19 protein-coding genes are annotated in these 20,756 nt (G+C 62.3%); 6 read left to right on the forward strand and 13 right to left on the reverse strand.

Going from position 1 to position 20,756, the window contains the following annotated elements:
• Positions 1–21: 21 nt before the first annotated feature.
• On the forward strand, positions 22–354 hold the full coding sequence (locus AB3G31_RS01900) for a phage holin family protein (protein WP_367848546.1): 333 nt from the start codon (positions 22–24) through the stop codon (positions 352–354).
• Here the strand turns inward: AB3G31_RS01900 and AB3G31_RS01905 are convergent.
• Positions 351–1,763 carry a M48 family metalloprotease gene (locus AB3G31_RS01905; protein ID WP_367848547.1) on the reverse strand — a complete coding sequence of 471 codons (1,413 nt, stop codon included), beginning with the start codon at positions 1,761–1,763 and terminating at the stop codon, positions 351–353. The two genes, AB3G31_RS01900 and AB3G31_RS01905, sit on opposite strands and share 4 nt — an antisense overlap.
• 232 nt (positions 1,764–1,995) lie before the next feature.
• Here AB3G31_RS01905 and moaC point away from each other — a divergent pair, with 232 nt between their 5' ends.
• Together moaC and AB3G31_RS01915 are read left to right on the forward strand one after the other, a co-directional pair.
• Positions 1,996–2,484, forward strand: coding sequence for a cyclic pyranopterin monophosphate synthase MoaC (gene moaC / locus AB3G31_RS01910; protein ID WP_367848548.1), 489 nt, complete (start codon positions 1,996–1,998; stop codon positions 2,482–2,484).
• 62 nt (positions 2,485–2,546) lie between these two features.
• Positions 2,547–3,629 carry an adenylate/guanylate cyclase domain-containing protein gene (locus tag AB3G31_RS01915; protein ID WP_367848549.1) on the forward strand — a complete coding sequence of 361 codons (1,083 nt, stop codon included), beginning with the start codon at positions 2,547–2,549 and terminating at the stop codon, positions 3,627–3,629.
• A 38-nt stretch (positions 3,630–3,667) separates the two neighbouring features.
• Here AB3G31_RS01915 and AB3G31_RS01920 read toward each other — a convergent pair whose 3' ends face one another.
• The 10 genes from AB3G31_RS01920 to sucC all read right to left on the reverse strand — a co-directional run bounded on the left by AB3G31_RS01920 (position 3,668) and on the right by sucC (position 15,506).
• Positions 3,668–5,179, reverse strand: coding sequence for a PglL family O-oligosaccharyltransferase (locus AB3G31_RS01920; RefSeq protein ID WP_367848550.1), 1,512 nt, complete (start codon positions 5,177–5,179; stop codon positions 3,668–3,670).
• 11 nt (positions 5,180–5,190) lie between these two features.
• Positions 5,191–6,855: a Wzy polymerase domain-containing protein gene (locus tag AB3G31_RS01925; RefSeq protein ID WP_367848551.1), complete on the reverse strand. Its 1,665-nt coding sequence runs from the start codon at positions 6,853–6,855 to the stop codon at positions 5,191–5,193.
• A gap of 166 nt (positions 6,856–7,021) precedes the next feature.
• On the reverse strand, positions 7,022–7,477 hold the full coding sequence (locus AB3G31_RS01930; protein WP_367850275.1) for a pilin: 456 nt from the start codon (positions 7,475–7,477) through the stop codon (positions 7,022–7,024).
• A 226-nt stretch (positions 7,478–7,703) separates the two neighbouring features.
• Positions 7,704–8,495, reverse strand: a complete 792-nt coding sequence (locus AB3G31_RS01935; RefSeq protein WP_367848552.1) for a 3',5'-cyclic-nucleotide phosphodiesterase — start codon at positions 8,493–8,495, stop codon at positions 7,704–7,706.
• 11 nt (positions 8,496–8,506) lie between these two features.
• The gene (locus AB3G31_RS01940) at positions 8,507–10,717 is read right to left on the reverse strand and encodes a CHASE2 domain-containing protein (RefSeq protein WP_367848553.1); all 2,211 of its coding nucleotides are present in this window, start codon (positions 10,715–10,717) and stop codon (positions 8,507–8,509) included.
• 67 nt (positions 10,718–10,784) lie between these two features.
• On the reverse strand, positions 10,785–11,480 hold the full coding sequence (locus AB3G31_RS01945; RefSeq protein WP_367848554.1) for an FHA domain-containing protein: 696 nt from the start codon (positions 11,478–11,480) through the stop codon (positions 10,785–10,787).
• Between the two features lie 49 nt (positions 11,481–11,529).
• The gene (locus tag AB3G31_RS01950; RefSeq protein WP_367848555.1) at positions 11,530–12,315 is read right to left on the reverse strand and encodes a Stp1/IreP family PP2C-type Ser/Thr phosphatase; all 786 of its coding nucleotides are present in this window, start codon (positions 12,313–12,315) and stop codon (positions 11,530–11,532) included.
• Positions 12,316–12,551: 236 nt separating this feature from the next.
• Entirely contained in the window at positions 12,552–13,253 is a 702-nt protein-coding gene (locus AB3G31_RS01955) for a TerC family protein (RefSeq protein ID WP_367848556.1), read from the reverse strand.
• 177 nt (positions 13,254–13,430) lie between these two features.
• Positions 13,431–14,327, reverse strand: coding sequence for a succinate--CoA ligase subunit alpha (gene sucD, locus AB3G31_RS01960; protein ID WP_315188012.1), 897 nt, complete (start codon positions 14,325–14,327; stop codon positions 13,431–13,433).
• Positions 14,328–14,336: 9 nt separating this feature from the next.
• A complete protein-coding gene (gene sucC / locus AB3G31_RS01965; protein WP_367848557.1) occupies positions 14,337–15,506 on the reverse strand; it encodes an ADP-forming succinate--CoA ligase subunit beta in 1,170 nt (389 codons plus the stop codon).
• 163 nt (positions 15,507–15,669) lie between these two features.
• On the opposite strand from sucC, the gene argC reads away from it, so the two are divergent.
• Positions 15,670–16,584 (forward strand): N-acetyl-gamma-glutamyl-phosphate reductase, encoded by a 915-nt coding sequence (gene argC / locus AB3G31_RS01970; RefSeq protein ID WP_367848558.1) that lies wholly within the window; start codon positions 15,670–15,672, stop codon positions 16,582–16,584.
• 62 nt (positions 16,585–16,646) lie between these two features.
• Here argC and AB3G31_RS01975 read toward each other — a convergent pair whose 3' ends face one another.
• Together AB3G31_RS01975 and AB3G31_RS01980 are read right to left on the reverse strand one after the other, a co-directional pair.
• On the reverse strand, positions 16,647–18,179 hold the full coding sequence (locus AB3G31_RS01975; protein ID WP_367848559.1) for a UxaA family hydrolase: 1,533 nt from the start codon (positions 18,177–18,179) through the stop codon (positions 16,647–16,649).
• A 15-nt stretch (positions 18,180–18,194) separates the two neighbouring features.
• A complete protein-coding gene (locus AB3G31_RS01980; RefSeq protein WP_367848560.1) occupies positions 18,195–18,905 on the reverse strand; it encodes a FadR/GntR family transcriptional regulator in 711 nt (236 codons plus the stop codon).
• Positions 18,906–19,073: 168 nt separating this feature from the next.
• Between AB3G31_RS01980 and AB3G31_RS01985 the strand changes: the two genes are divergently transcribed.
• Both AB3G31_RS01985 and AB3G31_RS01990 read left to right on the forward strand, forming a co-directional pair.
• Positions 19,074–19,808 (forward strand): SDR family oxidoreductase, encoded by a 735-nt coding sequence (locus AB3G31_RS01985; protein WP_367848561.1) that lies wholly within the window; start codon positions 19,074–19,076, stop codon positions 19,806–19,808.
• Positions 19,809–19,826: 18 nt separating this feature from the next.
• Positions 19,827–20,675 carry a fumarylacetoacetate hydrolase family protein gene (locus tag AB3G31_RS01990; protein ID WP_367848562.1) on the forward strand — a complete coding sequence of 283 codons (849 nt, stop codon included), beginning with the start codon at positions 19,827–19,829 and terminating at the stop codon, positions 20,673–20,675.
• Positions 20,676–20,756 lie beyond the last annotated feature (81 nt).

Below are 20,756 nucleotides of genomic sequence, written 5' to 3' on the forward strand. Positions count from 1 at the left end.
AATCGCGCTATCCTTGCCCGCATGAAACTCATCCTCAAATGGCTGCTCAGCGCAGCCGCATTGCTTCTGGTGGCCCATTTGTACAGTGGGGTGCAGGTGCAGAACTTCACCACCGCGCTCATCGCCGCGCTGGTGATCGGCCTGCTCAACACGGTGCTGCGGCCGGTGCTGGTGCTGCTGACGCTGCCGGTGACCGTGCTCACGCTGGGGCTGTTCTTGTTTGTGGTGAACGCGCTGATGTTCTGGTCTGCCTCGGGCCTGCTGGCGGGCTTCCACGTGACCGGGTTTGCCGCCGCCCTGATCGGCTCGCTGCTGTATTCGGCCGCCGGTATCGTGATCGACGCCGTGGTTTAGTTGTTGGCTTTGTCCAGGGCCTGTTCTTTGAGCAGGGCCTGGATTTGGCGCGTGCGGGTGTCGATGATGGAGGCCTCGATGTCGTCCACCGGTCCGCTGCCCGGCGGCGGCTTGCGCACAAAATCTTGCGCGGCGCGGAAGCGGTCCATGGCCCCGGCATAGTCCAGCCGGGCCACCTGGGCTTCGGCTTCGGCCCGGATGGCGCGCAGCGTCTGGCCCTGGGCGGTGTAGGCACTGGCCAATAGCTGCCAGGCCGTGCCGTCGCGCGGGTGCAGGGCCACCCAGGGTTGCAGGCGGGCCATGGCGTTGGCCGCCTGGCCCATGCGGATACGCACCTGGGAGCCCAGCACCAGCTCGGGTCGGCCCGGGGCTTCTAGCTCCAGCAAGGCGGCGGTGGCGGGCGCGTCACCCGCCGTCCATTCGATTTCGGCGGCCAGCAGGCGGCTGGTGCGGGCCAGTGCCGGGTCGGTACCTGTGAGGGCCTGCAGCCGCGCCACCAAGGTGCGGGCCATGGGAACGTCGCGCTGCTGCAGCGCCGCCAGCGTGCCGGCGTACAGCACGCCGACACTGCGCACGTCCAGGGCCGGGCCGCTGGGGTGTACGGCCCGGGCCTCGGCCACCCAGGCGCGCAGCATGTCCACGCCGGGGTTGCCCAGCACGCGGGCCCGGGCGGCCATCATGGCGTGCAGGGCATTGGGCGGGGCGTGCACAGGGCGCGCGTCCAGCGCCTGGCGCGACTGCATGTCGGCAATCCGCTCGGTGGTCAGCGGGTGGGTGCGCAGGTAGGGCAGCGAGCCGTTGTCGCCGATGCGGGAGGCCTGCTGCAGTTTTTCGAACATGCTGACGAAGCCGATGGGGTCATAGCCCGCCTGGGTCATCACGCCGTAGCCGATGCGGTCGGCCTCGCGCTCCATGTCGCGCGAGAAGTTGAGCTGGTTTTGCACCGCCGCCGCCTGCCCGCCGACGACCATGGCGTTGGCCGCGTCCGGGTTCTTGCTGGCGGCCAGTGCGCCCAGAATCATGGCCCCGATCATCCAGGGCATGGCCTTGCTTTGCGATTCCATCATCCGCGAAATATGCCGCTGGGTAACGTGGCTGAGCTCGTGGCCCAGCACCGAGGCCAGCTCGTCCGGGCTGGTGACCACGCCCACCAGGCCCAGGTGCAGGCCCAGGTAGCCGCCGGGCAGGGCGAAGGCGTTGATGGTGCGGTCGGCCCCCATCAGCACCTCCCAGGCAAAGCGCTGGTCGAGCTCATCGGTGAGCTCACCGCGCTGGCGGGCGGCGGCCAGCAGCGGCTGCCAGATGCTTTGCACGTATTCGACCAGCACCGGGTCGTCCACGTAGTCGGGGTCGCGGTAGATTTCACGGGCGATGCGTTCGCCCAGGCGGCGCTCGGCGCTGGTGGTCATGCTGCTGCCGTCGCCCAGCTGGGGCAGTTGCGACGGTTGAGCCGTGGCCGGGATGCCTGCGCTGAATGCTATTAAAATTAGAGCTGCTGTCGCTGATGCTATAAGCGATAGGCCCTGTTTTTTTATAAATTTTTGCTGCAATTGGGTTCCCATGGCATGGCGCTGTGGAGGGGAGGGTGTCCGTATGATGCGGCTCCACCATAAACGTTCTGTAAATAGGATTGTGACCCGCATGTCCACCCTGACCCATTTTGACGCGCACGGCCAAGCCCACATGGTCGATGTGGCGGCCAAGGCCCACACCCACCGCACGGCGGTCGCCACCGGCCGCATCGAGATGCTGCCCGCCACCCTGGCGCTGATCGAGAGTGGCACCGCCAAAAAAGGCGATGTGCTGGGCATTGCCCGCATTGCCGGTATCCAGGCCGCCAAGAAGACCAGCGACCTGGTGCCCCTGTGCCACCCACTGGCGCTGACCCGGGTGGCGCTGGACTTTGCGGTGGTGTCCGAGCCTGCCGCCGTGGTGTGCACCGCCACCGTAGAAACCGTGGGCCCCACCGGCGTAGAGATGGAAGCCCTGTGCGCCGTCCAGGTCGCCTTGCTGACCATTTACGACATGTGCAAGGCAGTCGACCGGGGCATGGCCATCACTGGCGTGCGGGTGGTGGAGAAGCACGGCGGCAAGTCGGGCAGTTTTGTGGCGCAGGTACCGTCCCGGTAGCCCTCTTTGGATGGCCCACTGTCTGGTATTCTGTTACGACTTTCTACCGCCAGAGGCTCCCTGTGAAGCACGTCAACCGGCAAGAACTCATCGCGCGGCTTGTCGCCATCTGTGATCCCGCCAACCCGGCTGCTCCTCTGAGCGCCGAAGGCCGACAGCAGGCGATTACCGAAGCCATTGACGACGCCACCCAGCACGCCACCGACAGCGAAACCCGCCGGGTGACGATTTTGCTGTCCGACCTGCGCGGCTTTACCGCGATTGCCGAGAAGTTCTCGGCCATGGAGATGGTGGCTGCGCTGAACCGCTACCTGTCGCGCATGACCGAAATCATCCTGCGCCACGGTGGCAGCATCGACAAATTCATGGGCGACGCGATCATGGTGTTGTTTGGGGCACCCCACGCCCTGCCCAACAGCATCGAGTCCGCGCTGGCCTGCGCCATCGAAATGCAGCTGGCCATGGACGAGATCAATTCTGAAAACAAGCTGCATGGCATGGCCGCGCTGTACATGGGCATTGGCATTAACACCGGCGACGTGGTGGTGGGCCACCTGGGCTCGCGGCTGCACAGCGAGTACACCGTGATTGGCGACCAGGTGAACCTGGCCTCGCGGGTGGAGGCGCACAGCCTGCGCGGGCAGATTCTGCTCAGCGAGAGCACCTACCAGCAGGCCCGGGACTTCATCGACATTGGCGACATCAACGAGGTGCAGGTCAAAGGTAAAAAGGGCTGCGTGCGCATGGTCGAGCTGCTGGCGCTACGCGGCAGCCACCCGCTGATAGCGCCCAAGCGCGAGGTGCGCAACAGCCCCCGGGTCGAGGTGGACCTGCCGCTGGTTTTCCAGATACTGCAAGGCAAATCCGTCCTGCCGCAGGAGCATGTCGGCCAGATAGTGGACATGGGCTACGGCGGCATGTTCGTCGTCAGCCCGGTGGCGCTGGCCCCGTTTGACGATATCAAGATCACCCTCTCTTTGTCCCTGATGGGCCGCGAACTGACCGAAATTTACGCCAAGGTGCTGCGCGTGACCGAGGTCCACGGCGAATACAAATGCCCGGTGGAGTTCACCTCTATCGAGACCAAGGCCGCGCAGACCATCAAGGAGTTTGTCGACGGCATTGTGGAGTTCAACCAGCACTGACTTGCATGGACCAGGATGCAGATCCCGAGCACTGAACGTTATTGCACGTTATCCCGGCGGCGGGAAGCCACCCAGTCGGCAAAGGCTTCGGGAAAAGCCGCTTTGAAGCGCAGCATGTGGAACACCGCCACATCGTCCAGGCCCAGCAGCATGGCGCTGTCGATCACCCGTTCAATCACCCGGTGCTCGGGCGAAAAATGCAGCAGCGCCAGCGCCAACTGGTATTGCGCCCGCGCATTGGCCTGGGTCAGGGGCGTAGTGCTGAGCTCGGCAAACTGCACCTGGTTCTGGAACAAAAAGCTGCTGCGCGCAGCGGCCAGCGGGTCGTCCCGGTAGGCCGGGTCGCGCGCCGCAGGTGGCATGTAGACCTGGCTGGCGCGCCGGTAGTCCCAGGCCGTGTACAGGCATGTTGCTATTAAAAACAGAGCTGCTAGCGCGTATGGAATAAGCACGGGAGCCTGTTTTCTTATAGGGGCCGGTTGCGGGGTTCGCCACAGCAAAACCACGCACAGACCTACGGCGATCTGGAACGGTCCGTACCACAGTGGGTATTCCAGCAAGCTGTGCAAACCCACCACCGCCAGCACCGTCCAGGCCATGCGGCGGCTGGCATCCGTCTCGGCCCAGGGTTGGCTGCGCAGCACCCACCAGACCAGCAGGCCGCACGCCGCCACCGCCATAGGCACACCTAGCTCCACCGCCAGGTGCAGCGGCAGGTTGTGCGCGTTGTCCAAAATGTCACAAAACCGCGGGCCGTCGTATAGGTGGATGTAGTGCGCGTAGTCCAGTTCGCCCCAGCCCCAGCCCAGCCAGGGGTGCTGGGCGACCAGCGTGAGCACGTTGTGCCACAGCGTCAGGCGGCTGGAGCACAGCGCATCGCCCTCGCGCAGCCGCGCCCAGGCCCCGGTGTCCAGCCCCACCAGGCTCGGCAGCAGCAGCAGGCCCAGCCCGTAGGCCAGTACAAATGCCAGCAGCACCCGGCGTACCGCCGCGTCGCGCCACCCCCCCCAGACCGCTGCCAACGCCACCACCAGGGCCGTCTGCACCAAGCCAGTGCGAGACGACGACACGGCGTTGCCCACCGCCAGCAAAATGGCCAAAGCCACGGCCAGATTCCGCGCCGCGTGCCGGGCCACCGCAGGCCGCACCTGCACCACCCACCACAGCAAAGCGGCCAAGGCGATATGGACCAGGCTGGCAAACTGGTTGCGCTGGCGCAAATTGGCAAACGCCTCGCCCAGTGGCGTGGTGTTGACCCACGGGGCCAACGCCGGGCTCACGCCGAAGTACTGGACCATGCCTATGGCACAGCTCAGCGCCCCTGCCACCAGCCAGCCACCAGCGGCAGCACCGGCCCAGCCAGAGGCGCCCGCCCGCCGGGCAGGTTGCCAAATCGCCTGCACCGCCAAAAGCCCCGCCACTGACGCCAGCGCCACCAGCCAGGGCACCATCGCCGCCATCGGGCCGGGGGCGAAGGGGTTGAGCCAGGGGAGGGCGAGGAGGAGGGTGGCGATGCCGGTCGCTGCGGGGGACGTGGCGGCTGGGCGCATGGCAGCAAAGATTAAGGTTGTTGCGCGCTGGGGGCCGCCGGTGCGTCGTCGGTTTCAGGCCACTGGACCGCCGCCATGGCCGGTTGGGTGGCCGCTTGGGCCTTCCAGGCGCGGCGCATGGTCACGTTGAATTCAGCCGGCTGCACCTTCAGCACCTTGGCGATCCAATCTGTGGCCGCTTCTGGCTCGTGGCGAAACGCCAAGGCCTTCGCGAAATTAAACAAATTGCTGGGATTGGGAAAGCTGGTGGTCAAACTACGCAACTTCTCCAACTCAGCTGCGCTGATTGTGGGTTGGACTTCAAGTCGGGCATTGACAATAAATTCCCGCATTTGGTTCAGTACCAGGACATCGGGTGGAAGCCCAGGCGGTAGAGTTCCAATGTGTGCGGCATCCAGCCTGAAAGTTCTAAAACTACTGTCTACGCGCAAATAGTCGCTAATGATGGTTCCCAGCAGCACGCTGGTGCCCAGCCATAAAACCAAGACGCTCCAGCGATTGCAACTCCACGCCACCCACCGGTGCTGGCGCTGGTTCAACATGCCCATTACCAGCCCTGTGGGCAACAGGAAATATGCGTAGTGCAGGGGCAGCTCCACCATGGCATGTAGCCCAACGACCATTATGAACAGCACCAGCACCATATCTTCGCGGGAATTTACCTTCCAGGCTGCACGCAAAATCCAGCCCACCAAAGCCAAAATAACCACGCCGCCAATGGGAATGCCGCACCACAGCACCAAGTCCAAAAACAAGTTGTGCGAATGCTGGAAAAATGATGACAGCGTTCCATGGTTCTGTGCCACTGCCAGCTGCGCCACGGCGAGCTGGTCCCAGCCAAAACCCCACCAAGGGCGCTGAGAAACAGCGTCTAGAAACAAGCGGTAGGCTTTGAGCCGCAATTCGGTGGAGCCTCCACCCAGGGAGACGGACCGAATCTGCACATCCAGACCAAACAGGTCGCTGAGGTGCTGCAGGGACAAGGCGCACACCAAGAAATACACACAAAGCAGCGTCACCACCCAAGGACCACGGGACGGTAAAAACCGCCGCCAAGCCCAGGCGCACAAGGTGATCAGCAGGATGGCCATAAAGGCAACACGCGACTGTGTTAGCGCTACACCAAACAGAAGAAACATGGTGGCCAAGACGGCATACCCGATCCGTGCCTGCTTGCGTAACACGGCCCACGCGCAACCCAGCACCGCCCACAGCAACAGGGTCGCCAATTGGTTCGGTTGCCCTAAATTAGCAGAAGGCCGCCCAGGTGTGAACTCGGCAGTCCAAATCGTCATCTCGACACCGTCTTCCGCCAACCCAAACCACTGGCGTAGCTGCATCCCCACCGAGGCAAGTGCTGCGATTCCAATGGCTAAAAACAAACCATCCGCCGCTTTCCCAGGCGTCGCTGCCTCCCATCCAGCCCCCACCAACAAGGCCATCAGCAGACCCAACACAAACGCGGTGTAGAGCCAAGCTTGTCCACTGAACGGCAGCAATCCTGTAGCAAACTGCACAAAAGGCATTGCCGCCAACAAAGCCATCACCACGGTAATTCCATGCCATGCGACAGGGGCAGGGGACCGCATCAACACCGCTGCTCCCGCTATCGCCAGCATGACCGCTACCCAAGCATCCGAATGAAAAGCAGGCCAAGGGAAGTAGTGGTTGGGCATCACCCAGGCAATGGCGAGCAATGGTGCCCATAAGCCTAACCATAGCGGTGGAAGCGGATGTTTTGAAAGCACTAGATCAAACCCCTTGAAAACCCATGAGCCTCGCCATTGAGAGGAGGCATAAAAAAAGCCCCCCGAAGGAGGCTTTTTGATCGTACCCGCAATATTAGCCTTGGCAGCTTGCAGGGCGGTATTTGGATGCAATGGTTCCAGAGCATACCCAGACAACCTGGCCGTTACCCTGGATGGTACCTGTCAACACAATCGTTCCGGCGGTACTGCCCGTACCACCTGCCGCCAATTTGGCTTCGCGAGCAATACTGGCAGTAGCAGTGATAACGCCGACCGATGAATTAGTTTGGGCATAACTGACCGAGGCCACGTATGTGGATGCTTGCGTATCGACCGTCACGCTGTTAGTTCCCGGCATCTGACCAAGTGTTTGGGCCGCTTCAGAAACGCTGGTCTTTGGCGAAGAGGCCGCCAAGATCACTTCCGTGGCCTTTGCGCGCACGGTGTAGTCCTGGTATGCAGGCAAGGCTACAGCCGCCAAAATACCGATGATCGCCACGACGATCATCAATTCGATCAAGGTAAAGCCTTGTTGCAGTGAACGTTTCATTTTCATGGAGTACTCCTAGGGTGAACGGTTAAGACACAGCTGTAACGCAGGTTGCGTGCCAGCGCGCTTTGGTGCAAAGGCTCGTGAAATTTGCCACAAATTGGGTTGATTTGTAACTTTTTCTTGCATTCTCGCGCGGAGAGAGGCGCATTTTTGTCAACTTGTCTTCAGGGAAATGAAGGTCGCGACATTTTTGTCACCCGCCAAAGTCCGTCGCCGCGCTAAGTCAGACCTCAAACGCTTGCCCGGCCTTGAGCCACCGGATGTCATGCGGTACGTGCCGTCCCGCCGGCAATGCGCCATCAAATTCGGCGATCTCGTCCATGATCAGCTCTGTCTCGAAGGGTTTGGTGTGGGTAATGAAGATGGGGAATTGTTTCCGGGGGTTAATGCCTTCGAGCTCCTCGGCCAGCGCTACCGGCGACAGGTGCAGGCTGCGGCGGGCGAGGTCTTTTTCGCGGTTGCTGAAGGCGGTTTCGATCACCAGCATGGCCACGTCGAGTTGCTCCAGTCGCTGCCAGAACGCCGGATTGCGTTCGGTGTCGCCGGTAAACACCCAACAAGGGCCACCTGCCGAAACAGCGTAGCCCACCGCAGGCACGGTGTGCACAGCAGGCAGCGCTTCGATGGTTTTGCCGGTAATCAATGTGGTTTCACCCACGGTGATTTCATGGAAGGTGATGAATGGCGCAGCAACGGTGGGGATGACGCTGAAGTCGGGCCAGATCACGTTGTTGAAAATATGCGTTTTCAGCGCGGCGATGGTGCCGGCGAGCGCGTAGATTTTGAGGGGAGCGGTGCGTTGGGAGGCGACGGCGTCCACCATCAGCGGCAGCGCGGCAACGTGGTCGAGGTGGGAGTGGGTCAGAAAGACGTGGTTGATGGCGCACATCTCGTCCAGGGTGAGGTCGCCCACGCCGGTGCCGGCATCGATCAGTACATCGGCATCGACCAGGAACGATGTGGTTTTGCAGTCTTTAGCGATGGCACCAGAGCATCCCAGCACGCGGACTTTCATGACGACACCCTTTATTTGGTTTCAAAATTGGTAGCACCATCCCATGTGGGATCGGACGGTAACACGCGCATGGTAGCAACTCGTTCGGCATAGAGGCGGTAGAGGTATTTTGTCGCATCCATGTTTTGCAGTTGCAGTATTTGCGGTTCGCATGCCGTCCAATTTTGGGTACGGTAGTGGCCCAGGAAGCGGTCCCAGAGCTGGAGTTCGTCCGCCAGCAGGGGGGAAGTGGGGTTTGCGGCTGCCAGGGGCGTGTAAATGGCCACGGCCTGTTCTTTGCCTTTGACGCGGACTTTGTCGAGTTCTTGCCATACACATTCGGGCGCCTGCGCGCGGGTGGAGGCGCTGACGACGATGGCCACACCGTATATTTTGCTCAAACCTTCCAGCCGGGCCCCAAGGTTGACGGCGTCACCGATCACGGTGTAGCTGCGCCGAATATTGGAGCCCATGTCGCCAACGCACATGCTGCCGGTGTTCAGGCCTATGCCGATGCTGATTTCGGGAATGCTGCGGCTGCGGTGCTCTTCGTTCAATTGCTCTACGGCCTGCACCATGGCCAGTGCGGCTTGCACCGACAATTGGGCGTGGTCGGCAGTGGCCACTGGTGCGCCCCAAAAGGCCATCACGCAGTCGCCCATGTATTTGTCGATGGTGCCGCGGTGGGTACGTATCTGCGCGGTGAGTTGGCTGAACACGCCGTTGAGTACCGCTTGCAATTGCAGCGGCTCCATGTTCTCGGACATTTGGGTAAAGCCCCGGATGTCGCAAAACATCACCGTCAGCTCCTGGTTGCTGGCGCGCATGGTGTAGCTGTCGGGGTGCTTGAGCATCTCGTCGACCAGCTCAGGTGGTACGTAGGTACCGAACAGGTGGGCCAATTCGCGTTTGGAGCGGCTTTCGACAAAGTAGCCATACGCCATGTTCAGCACCGACGCGGTCACCACCATCCACAATGCGGCGGCCAGCGGCAACACCAGTCCATGGCCAAGGTACAGCGCTCCGTTCAGGCCCACCACCGACAGCAGCACGCCTGCGCTGAGCGCCACTGCGCGCAGGGCGGACAAGCGCGGCAGAGCCCAGGCCAGGGTCAGTCCGGCCAACAGCAGCACCAGGATGTCGTAGCCCACGGCATAGTCGGGTTTGACCGCGATGTTGCCGTCCATCAGGCCGGACAGAACGTTGGCGTGGATCTCCACTCCGGGGTAGGTTTCGCCCACGGGGGTGACACGCAGGTCGAGCAGCCCGGGCACCGTGGTGCCCACCAACACGATCTTGTCTTGCAAACTGCGGTCGGGCAGGCGGTGGGCCAGGACATCGGCGGCGGAAACGTAGCGGTAGGAGTTGCCCTGGCCGTGGCTGGTACCACCTGCGCCACGAAACGGCACCAACACGGCACCGCGTGCATCCATGGGTATGGCCTGCTGCTGGTTGCCATGTTGGAGCAGCAGGCTTTCCTGCTGGGATGTTCCAAAACTGTCTTTCGAGAAGCCGGGCGTGACGCGGGGTAGGCCCGTCAGCATGCGAAACATGCCCAGTGACAAAGACTCGTAATCGCGGCCCTGGTGCTCGGCCAGCAGCGGCAGGGAGCGGACTACGCCGTCTGCGTCGGTGATGGCGTTAAAGAATCCGGCGTTGGGTGCGGCGGTGGCAATGCTGTCGATGTTGGAGTTGTAGCCGCTCCAGACGGTTAACCCCAATGGACGCTCTTGGATAACCTTTGCATCCACCACCGGAGCGGGCAAGGTGCCCGAGGTGCGTCCGTCGCGGTCGCTGCTGAAGTAGTAGCCCAGCACCACCGGCCGATTGCGCAGCGACCGTGCAAAGGCCGCGTCAAAGTCCAGCGTGCTGCGCAGTTGCTGCACGGCTTCGGCAAAACCGGGTTGGTCGCGCAACTGGTGGCGTGCCAGTTGTTGCAACTGGGCCAGGCCCGAACTTTCGTCTGTTTCGGCAAACACCACGTCAAAACCCAGCAGGCGGATTTTTTGGCGTTCAAACAGGGTGTTGACCAGTGCGGCGAGCTTGTTGCGGCTCCAGGGCCAACCCAGTTCGGTCAGACTCTTTTCATCCAGGTCCACGATGACGATGCGCTCGTCCAGGGTGCGGGGCATGGTGGCCCGCAGGCGTGCATCAAAAATGATGTTATCCAGGTGCTGCAAAACGCCCAGTTGCAAGATGCCTGCAGCATGCAACAAGGCAAAAATGACCGGAATGAGGGTCACAAGCACCCGGGGCCAGTGTTGCACCAGTGCTCGCATCAGCCGCCCCTCCCGCGGCGGCACAGCCTGGTCACGGCTGGATAAATTGCATTTGTGTGCCCGCCAGTTGCAATACGTCACCATGCTTGAGTGCCACTGGTGTTGCGCCGATCGGGGTGGCGTTCAAGGTGGGAAGTTCTGCACCCTCTACATGTCCCACCACATAACCGTGGGGGCGGCGGGTAATGGCGGCGACTGCCACGCCCGGCTTGCCCAGCGTGGTGACCACTTTGGTCAGTGTGACTTCGCGTCCGGCAGCGGCACCCGTCAGTACCTTGATCGCTGCATGGCTCAGGGTGATGGTCTCCGTACCCGCCAGGGGCATGGCGGCCGAGTGGTCGGTGGCGCGCCGGTTCAGGTTGCCCGAGCCCGATGGCACTGGGGGGGTGCCCAACATGCCGGGCCGGGCCATGGTGGTCTTCTCGAAGCCGGTTTCGGTGGCCTCGTTGATGAACTTGAGCTTGTACTTGCCCACCTCCACCAGATCGTTGTTTTGCAAAATCTGCTTGCGTGCAGCCTTGCCGTTGATGTAAGTGCCGTTGGTGCTGTTGAGGTCTTCCAGGTGCACCTCGTGCCCCACCATCAACACCACGGCATGCTCGCCACTGACCGCCAAGTTGTCGATAACGATGTCGTTATAAGGCCGCCGACCCAAAGTCGTCCGATCTTTGGTCAGCTGCACTTCCTTGATGACCACACCGTCGATCGACACGATCAGTTTCGGCATGCTCGGCTCCTGTGACGGTTCATAGACTAGGCAATCGTAATAAGAGGGGCTAGTTGCCCAGCAGGCGAGACATTAACCCCCGTTTGGGAATTCCTGCAACTGCGTGGGCCAGCAATACTGTAATGTTATCCCGTCCGCCGTGGGCGTTGGCGATGCTGATGAGTTGGCGGGCTTTTTGTTCAAGTGGCGCGTCGGTTTCCATAATACGGGCGATCGGCACATCGTCCACCATGTCGGACAGCCCGTCGGAGCACATTAAATACACATCTCCCTCTTCGACGTTGTGTTCGTGCACCTCCAGCATCACAGCTTCTTCAATGCCCAACGCCCGGGTGACCAGGTTCTTGTTGGTCGATACCGCCGCCTGTGCCGGGGTGATCAGGCCCGCGTCCAATTGTTCTTGGAGCAACGAGTGGTCCTTGGTGATTTGTACCAGGGTCTTGTCCCGGAAGCGGTAGCAGCGCGAATCGCCAATATGGCCCACCACCACACGGGAATCCTGGAACACGCCGACCACCAAGGTGGTCCCCATGCCTAAGAACTCGTCGTGCGTATTGGCCGCAGTAAACACGGCCAGATTGGCGTTGTGCACGCAAATGTCCATGGCGCGCCGGATTTCCTTGCCATTGGCTTGCTGCCCGGCGTCCAGTAGCCAGCGGCCCAATTCTGTTTGGATAAAGGCGGTTGCCATGCTGCTGGCGACTTCACCTGCGTTGTAGCCGCCCATGCCGTCGGCCAATACAGCCACTCCACTGGGGGCATCGAATGCCACGGCATCTTCATTATTTTCACGCAATAAACCAGCGTGGGTTTGCGTGCAGAACTCGTACATCATCTTTGAGCGGGCTAACTTCGTTGGAACAGTGGCCGTGGAGGGTTATCAGTCGGGAACGGTGGAAGGAGTCCATTTACATGCCCCAAGGCTACGCATCTGCGCAGTCTCCAACCGTAGCTGAGGGGTATACCCGCAACAAGAGACTTTTGCACACTTTGGACGTATTTTGTTACAAATTGCGGGCAAAAATAGCCCCGTAGAGGCTATTTTCGAGCGACTGCCAACCCCGAACTGTATCAAACGCTGGAAGTTGCCGACTTGCGCTGCATCCATTTTCCCACGGCCAGTACCAGCAGTGCCCCGGCGACACCAAAGACATAGCTTGTGGTTTTATCTTGCGGCAGGTAAGCCGCCAGCGCGGGGTCGGAGTGTGCCATGGTGCCGGCAATCCATCCCAGCAGCATGCCGCCCAGGGTGATGATGATCGGGAAGCGGTCCATCAGCTTGAGGACGATCTGGCTGCCGCCAACGATGATGGGAATGCTCACCAGCAAGCCGAAGATCACCAATGGCAACTGGTGCGTCTCACCGGCTCCTTGCGCCGCACCGGCGATGGCAATGACATTGTCGACGCTCATGACCAGATCGGCCACGATGACGGTCTTGACCGCGCTCCACAGTTTGTCGCTGGCCTGGATGTTGTCGTGTCCGCCGTCATCTTCGGGTACCAGCAGTTTGATGCCAATCCATAGCAGCAAAATAGCCCCGACCAGCTTCAGGTAAGGCACCTGCAGCAGCGAGAGCGCAAATGCGATCAGCACTACGCGCAAAACAATGGCGCCCACGGTGCCCCACAAAATACCTTTGGTGCGCTGGGAGGGGGCCAGTCCTCGGCAAGCCAGTGCAATCACCACCGCGTTGTCGCCGCCCAGCAAGATGTCGATCATGATGATTTGGCCGACAGCCAGCCAGAAATGGGCGGTGAGGAATTCTTCCATGGTGGTCCTTAGGGTGAAATAGCGCACAGGGCTGTCAGTAACAGGCGCGCTTTACAAAAGTTAATATTTTCGCCCAAAAAAACGGCCTGGCACTGTGGATAACCGCAATGCCAAGCCGATGGGGAGAGCCGGGCCCGGCACACCGCGTGGTGCCCTGGGCCTTGGCGCAAAAACGTGTTACTTCAGCAAAGCCTTCAGCAGCTTGGCCATCTCAGACGGGTTGCGCGTGACGGTGAAGCCACACTCTTCCATCACTGCCAGCTTGGCATCGGCCGTATCAGCACCGCCAGAGATCAGCGCACCGGCGTGGCCCATGCGCTTGCCGGGGGGCGCGGTCACGCCTGCGATGAAGCCGACGATGGGCTTCTTCATGTTCAGCTTGCACCAGCGGGCGGCTTCGGCTTCGTCCGGGCCGCCGATTTCGCCGATCATGATGACCGCGTCGGTATCAGGATCGTCGTTGAAGGCCTTCATCACGTCGATGTGCTTCAAACCGTTGATCGGGTCGCCACCGATGCCGACGGCGCTGGACTGGCCCAGGCCGATTTCGGTCAACTGTGCCACCGCTTCGTAGGTCAGCGTGCCGGAGCGCGAAACCACGCCAATCCGACCCTTGCGGTGGATGTGGCCGGGCATGATGCCGATCTTGATTTCTTCGGGCGTGATCAGGCCGGGGCAGTTGGGGCCCAGCAGCAGGGTCTTCTTGCCGCCAGCGGCTTCCTTGGCCTTCATGCGGTTGCGCAGTTCCAGCATGTCCTTGACGGGGATGCCTTCGGTGATGCAGATCGCCAGGTCCAGGTCGGCCTCAACGGCTTCCCAGATGGCGGCAGCGGCACCGGCGGGCGGCACGTAGATCACCGACACGGTCGCGCCGGTATCGACAGCCGCTTCTTTGACGGAGGCAAAAATCGGGATACCGAAAATCGACTCGCCCGCCTTCTTGGGGTTCACGCCGGCGACGAAGCAGTTTTTACCGTTGGCGTATTCCTGGCACTTTTCGGTGTGGAACTGGCCGGTCTTGCCGGTAATACCTTGGGTGATGACCTTGGTGTCTTTGTTGATGTAGATGGACATAAAGGTTCCTTACGCAGCAGCTTTAACAGCAGCCACCACTTTTTCAGCCGCTTCGGCCATGGTGTCTGCACTGATGATGGGCAGGCCGGACTCGGCCAGCATCTTCTTGCCCAGGTCTTCGTTGGTGCCCTTCATGCGCACCACCAGTGGCACGGACAGGTTCACGGCCTTGCAGGCGGTGATCACGCCGGTGGCGATGGTGTCGCACTTCATGATGCCGCCGAAGATGTTGACCATGATGGCCTCGACCTTGGGGTTCTTCAGCATGATCTTGAAGGCTTCAGTGACCTTCTCGGGGGTGGCGCCGCCGCCCACGTCCAGGAAGTTGGCCGGCTCGGCGCCGTACAGCTTGATGGTGTCCATGGTGGCCATGGCCAAACCAGCGCCGTTCACCAGGCAGCCGATGTTGCCGTCCAGGCTGATGTAGGCCAGGTCGAACTTGCTGGCTTCGACTTCGGCTGCGTCTTCTTCGTCCAGATCGCGGTAGGCCACGATTTCGGGGTGGCGGAACAGCGCGTTCGGGTCAAAGTTGAACTTCGCGTCCAAAGCCTTGATGTTGCCGTTGCCTTCCAGGATCAGTGGGTTGATTTCCACCAGGGACGCATCGGTGTCCATATAGATCTTGTACAGCTTTTGCAGCACGTCCACGGCCTGGGCGGTGGAGCCAGCGGGCACGCCAATCGCGTCAGCCAGCTTCTTGCCTTGCGCATCGGTCATGCCGGTCGCAGGGTCAACAAACTCGGTGATGATTTTTTCAGGGGTCGAATGGGCCACTTCTTCAATGTCCATACCGCCTTCGCTGGACACGATGAAGGCAACCTTTTGGGTCGCACGGTCGGTCACAGCCGACACGTAATATTCTTTTTTGATGTCGGCGCCGTCTTCGATCAGCAGGCGACGGACCTTTTGGCCTTCGGGGCCGGTCTGGTGCGTGATCAGCTGCATGCCGAGGATTTCGGTGGCGAGTTGCTTGACTTCGTCGATCGAGCGGGCCAGCTTCACGCCGCCACCCTTGCCGCGTCCACCAGCGTGGATCTGGGCCTTGACCACCCACACGGGGCCGCCGAGTTTCTGGGCGGCTTCCACCGCTTCTTGCACGGTGAATGCCGGAATGCCCTTGGGCACCGGGACACCAAAATTGCGCAAGATTTCCTTGCCTTGGTATTCGTGAATCTTCATGAGGGCTCTCTCAGGAATGGATGGATTTTTGCCCGTCTGTACAGGTAAAACCGCACAAAAGGACCCCGTTCTGTCAACCTAGGAATGTATCATGCTGCAGTGCAACGAACTGACCCGTCGCTGACGGCGCGGGCCTGCCTCTCCACCTACTGACTGCCTTTTTATGCCCAAAGTCTTTATCGACGGTGAAGCCGGAACCACCGGTTTGCAAATCCGTGAACGCTTGCAAACCATGCCGCAGATCGAGGTGGTCAGCATCGACCCCGCGCTGCGCAAAGACCCCGAGGCCAAGCGCGCGCTGATGGCCGGCGTCGACCTGGTCATCCTGTGCCTGCACGACGATGCCGCCATCGCATCGGTGGCCATGATCGACAGCCTGCCCGGCAAAAAGCCCAAGATCATCGACGCATCCACCGCCCACCGCACCGCACCGGGCTGGGTGTATGGCTTCCCGGAGCTGGCTGCAGGCCAGCAGGAAGCCGTGGCCCGGGCCGACCGCGTGGGCAACCCCGGCTGCTATGCCACCGGTGCCATCGCGCTGATCCGCCCCTTGGTGGATGCCGGTTTCATCGCCCCGGACAGCGCCCTGGCACTGCCTTCGGTCAGCGGCTACTCGGGCGGCGGGCGCAGCATGATGGAGGCCTATGAAAAGGGCGAAGCCCCGCTGTTTGAAACCTACGCACTGGGCCTGTCGCACAAGCATTTGCCAGAAATCATGCGCTACACCGGCCTGACCCGGCGGCCGATTTTTGTGCCCTCGGTGGGCAACTTCGCGCAGGGCATGCTGGTGCAATTGCCCCTGCATCTTGATTTGCTGCCCGGCCAGCCCACGGCACAAGACCTGCACGATGCCCTGGCCAAACACTACGCCGGCAGCACCTGGGTCACGGTGGAAGCCCCGGGCGACAGCGGCAAACTCGATGCCACCGCCCTGGTCAACACCAACAAGATGGAATTGCGCGTGTTCGGCAATGCCGAGCACCACCACGCCGTGCTGATCGCCCGCCTGGACAACCTGGGCAAGGGCGCCAGCGGTGCCGCGGTGCAGAACCTGGAATTGATGCTGGGCTTGAAATAGCAGGTTGCTATTTGTTTTATAGCTTCTTACGCTTATGGAATAAGCGCTAGCGGCCTAAAACACTACATAACCGCACCCACCTGCCAGGGCACGAATTCGTTCTGGCCGTAGCCATGCTGTTCGCTCTTGCTGTGCGTGCCGGAGGCGGTAGCCAGCATCAGCGCAAAGATCCGCGCGCCCATGGCCTGCACCGTGCTGCTGCCGTCGATGATCTCGCCGCAGTTGATGTCCATGTCTTCCTCCTGCTTCTTCCACAGCGCGGTGTTGGTCGCCAGCTTCAGCGACGGGGTGGGCGCGCAGCCGTAGGCGCTGCCGCGGCCGGTGGTGAAGCAGATCAGATTCGCCCCGCCCGCCACCTGGCCGGTAGCGCTGACCGGGTCGTAGCCGGGGGTGTCCATGAACACAAAGCCGTGCGCCGTCACCGGTTCGGCGTACTCGAACACGCCCTCCAGGTTGGTAGTGCCGCCCTTGGCCACCGCGCCCAGGGACTTTTCCAGGATGGTGGTCAGCCCACCGGCCTTGTTGCCGGGGGAGGGGTTGTTGTTCATCTCGCCGCCGTTGATCTGGGTGTAGTGCTCCCACCAGTGGATGCGTTCGATCAGCTTTTCGGCGATGGCGGGGGCCACGGCGCGGCGCGTCAGCAGGTGCTCGGCGCCATAGACCTCGGGCGTTTCGCTGAGGATGGCGGTGCCACCATGGGCCACCAGCAAATCGACGGCCGCGCCCAGGGCCGGGTTGGCGCTGATGCCCGAATAGCCGTCGGAGCCGCCGCACTGCAGGCCGATGGTGAGGTGCGAGGCGCTACAGGGCTCGCGGGTGACGGCGTTGGCGCTGGCCAGCATGCCGGTGACCAGGGCAATGCCTTTGTCCACCGACTGCCGGGTGCCGCCGGTGTCCTGGATGTTGAAGGTGCGCAGGGTATCGCCCTCGCGCAGGCTGCTGTGGGCCAGCCAGGCGCTGACCTGGTTGGCTTCGCAGCCCAGGCCCACGACCACTACCGCACCGAAGTTGGCGTGGCGGGCATAGCCTGCCAGCGTGCGCTCCAGCAGCTGCAGGCCCAGGCCTTCGCCGTCCATGCCGCAGCCCGTGCCGTGGGTCAGGGCCACCACGCCGTCGATCTGCGGATAGTCGGCCAGCGCCGCCGGGTTCGTCTGGCGCGAGAAATGCGCGGCAATCGCCCGGGCCACGGTGGCCGAGCAGTTGACGCTGCTCAGGATGCCGATGTAGTTGCGCGTGGCGACCCGGCCATCGGCGCGGCGGATGCCCATGAACGTGGCCTCTTGCCGGGGCGCCGCGGGTTTCACGTCGGCACCAAAGGCGTAGTCGCGGGCAAAGTCGCCTTTGTCGGGCCCCATGTCCAGGTTGTGGGTGTGCACATGCTCGCCAGGGCCGATGGCGCGGCTGGCGAAGCCGATCACCTGGTTGTAGCGGCGCACCGGCACGCCCGCGGCAATGGCGTGGGTGGCGATCTTGTGGCCGGGCGGCACCATGCCTTTGACGGCGACGCCCTCCACGGTGGCACCGCTGAGCAGCTGGCTGCGGGCGATGAGCACGTCGTCGGCGGGGTGGAGGCGGATGAAAGGGGCGGTGGTCATGGTGGGGTGCTCTGGTTAGGTCGGATTGGCGCTGTGCCAACTGGCGTTGAGGCGGTGGTGGGATTTGTCCATGTGGGCGTGCATGGCGGCACGGGCGGCAGTGGGGTCCTGGGCGCGGATGGCGGCCAGGATGGTCTGGTGTTCTCTCAAAGCGGTGCGCCAGGAGCGCGGGGTTTCAAAATAGCCGCCCAGCCGGGTGAAAAGGGGGCCGCGCCGCGCGTCCCAGAAGCTGTGCACCGTCTCCACCAGCACGGCGTTGCCGCAGGCCTGCACGATGGCCGAATGGAAGGCCCGGTCGCCCTCCAGCGGGGGCTGGCCCAGGGCGGCCTCTTCGCGCATGGTCTGCAAGGCCTGGTCCATGGCCGCCAGGTGCTCGGGCTGGGCCAGGGTGGCGGCCAGGGCGGCGGTTTCGCCCTCCACCACGCGGCGGGCGCGGATCAGCTCCAGCGGTCCCCATTCGGCAGCGGCCACGGGCGTGCCTTTGCTGCTGTGGACGCGTTCCAGCACGTAGATGCCCGAGCCGGTGCGCACCTCGACCCAGCCCTCCACCTCCAGCGCAATCAGCGCCTCGCGCACCGACGGACGGCTCACGCCCAGCAGCACGGCCAGCTCGCGCTCGGCGGGCAGGCGGCTGCCCACGGCGTATTCGCCCGACAGCATGCCGGCGCGCAGTTGGTCGGCAATCTGGCGGTACAGGCGCTGGGGTTCCAGGGGTTGCAGGGGCATGGGATGCAAATTTAAGGGTTAGCCTTAATTGGTAAAGTGGTAAGGCCAATTCATAATCCCACAGATTGTCCCACTGCCCATCGGGCAAAACCCCAACTTCATGGACCCAGGTGCAGAGGCACCCCGCGCCATGAACGTTGTTTCACGTTCACTCTCTGGAGCTAAAGCATGCGACTTTCAGGAAAAACCGCGCTGGTCACCGCCGCCGGGCAAGGCATTGGCCAGGCCGCCGTGCTGGCCATGGCGGCCGAGGGGGCCCAGGTATGGGCCACCGACGTGAACCCGGCCCTGCTGGCCAGCTACGAGGGTGTGGCCAACGTGACCGCGCTGCCGCTGGACGTGCGCGACCAGGTCGCCATCCAGGCGCTGGTCGCCAGCATGCCGCGCATCGACGTGCTGTTCAATTGCGCAGGCGTGGTGCACAACGGCACCGTGCTGGAAGTGCAAAACAGCGACCTGGAATTTGCCTTCTTGCTCAATGTGCAGGCGCAGATGTGGGCCATCCAGGCGGCGCTGCCGCGTATGCTGGCCCAGGGCGCGGGCAGCATCATCAACATGGCCAGCGTGTGCAGCAGCATCAAGGGTCTGCCCAACCGCTGCGTCTATGGCACCACCAAGGCGGCGGTGATCGGCCTGACCAAAAGCGTGGCCGCCGACTTTGTGGCCCAGGGCATACGCTGCAACGCCATCGCCCCCGGTACGGTCGACACCCCTTCGCTGGCCGACCGCATCAACGCCAACGCCGACCCGGTGGCCGCCCGCAAGGCCTTCATCGCCCGCCAGCCCATGGGGCGGCTGGCGCAGGCGCATGAGATCGTGCCCATCGTGGTATTTTTGGCCAGCGACGAATCCATTTTCACCACCGGCCAAGCCTACTCGGTGGACGGCGGCATGACCATTTAACCCCCAGCAAAGGACTTTATGAAACTCGTTCGTTACGGCAAGCCCGGCAAGGAAAAGCCCGGCCTCATCGATGCCGAAGGCAAGCTGCGCGACCTGAGCAAAGAGCTCAAGGACATCGGCCCCGACCAGCTCGGCGATGCCGCCCTGGCCAAGATCGCCAAGCTCAACACCGCCAAGCTGCCGCTGGTCAAGGGCAAGCCGCGCATGGGCAGTCCGGTGGCCCACGTGGGCAAGTTCATCGCCATTGGCCTGAACTACGCCGACCACGCCGCCGAATCCGGTCTGCCGATCCCGGCCGAGCCGGTGGTGTTCATGAAGGCCACCAGCTGCATCCAGGGCCCGAACGACCCGATCATGCTGCCCAAGGGCTCCAAAAAGACCGATTGGGAGGTCGAGCTGGGCGTGGTCATCGGCACCCAGGCACGCTACGTGTCGCAAAAGGACGCGCTCAACTTTGTGGCCGGCTACTGCACCATCAACGACATCAGCGAGCGCGAATACCAGCTCGAGCGCGGCGGCACATGGGACAAGGGCAAAGGCTGCGACACCTTCGGCCCGCTCGGCCCCTGGCTGGTCACGCGCGACGAAGTGCCGAACCCGCAAAAACTCGGCATGTGGCTGGACGTGAACGGCCAGCGCGTGCAGACCGGCAACACCAAGACCATGGTGTTTACCGTGGCCAAGATCGTCAGCTACGTCAGCCAGTTCATGACCCTGATGCCCGGCGACGTGATCACCACCGGCACCCCGCCCGGCGTGGGCCTGGGCATGAAGCCGCCCAAGTTCCTGAAGAAAGGTGACACCATGGCCTTGGGGATCGATGGCCTGGGCGAGCAGCACCAGGAAGTGGTGGCCTTCAAGCTGTAACCACTGGCTCAATGCCTTTGAGGCTGCTGATGCTTATGGAATAAGCGTGAGAAGCTATTGAATAAATAGCAATTGCTATTG

The sequence above is a fragment of the Rhodoferax sp. WC2427 genome (assembly GCF_040822085.1).
In the GTDB taxonomy this organism is placed as follows: Bacteria; Pseudomonadota; Gammaproteobacteria; order Burkholderiales; family Burkholderiaceae_C; genus Rhodoferax_B.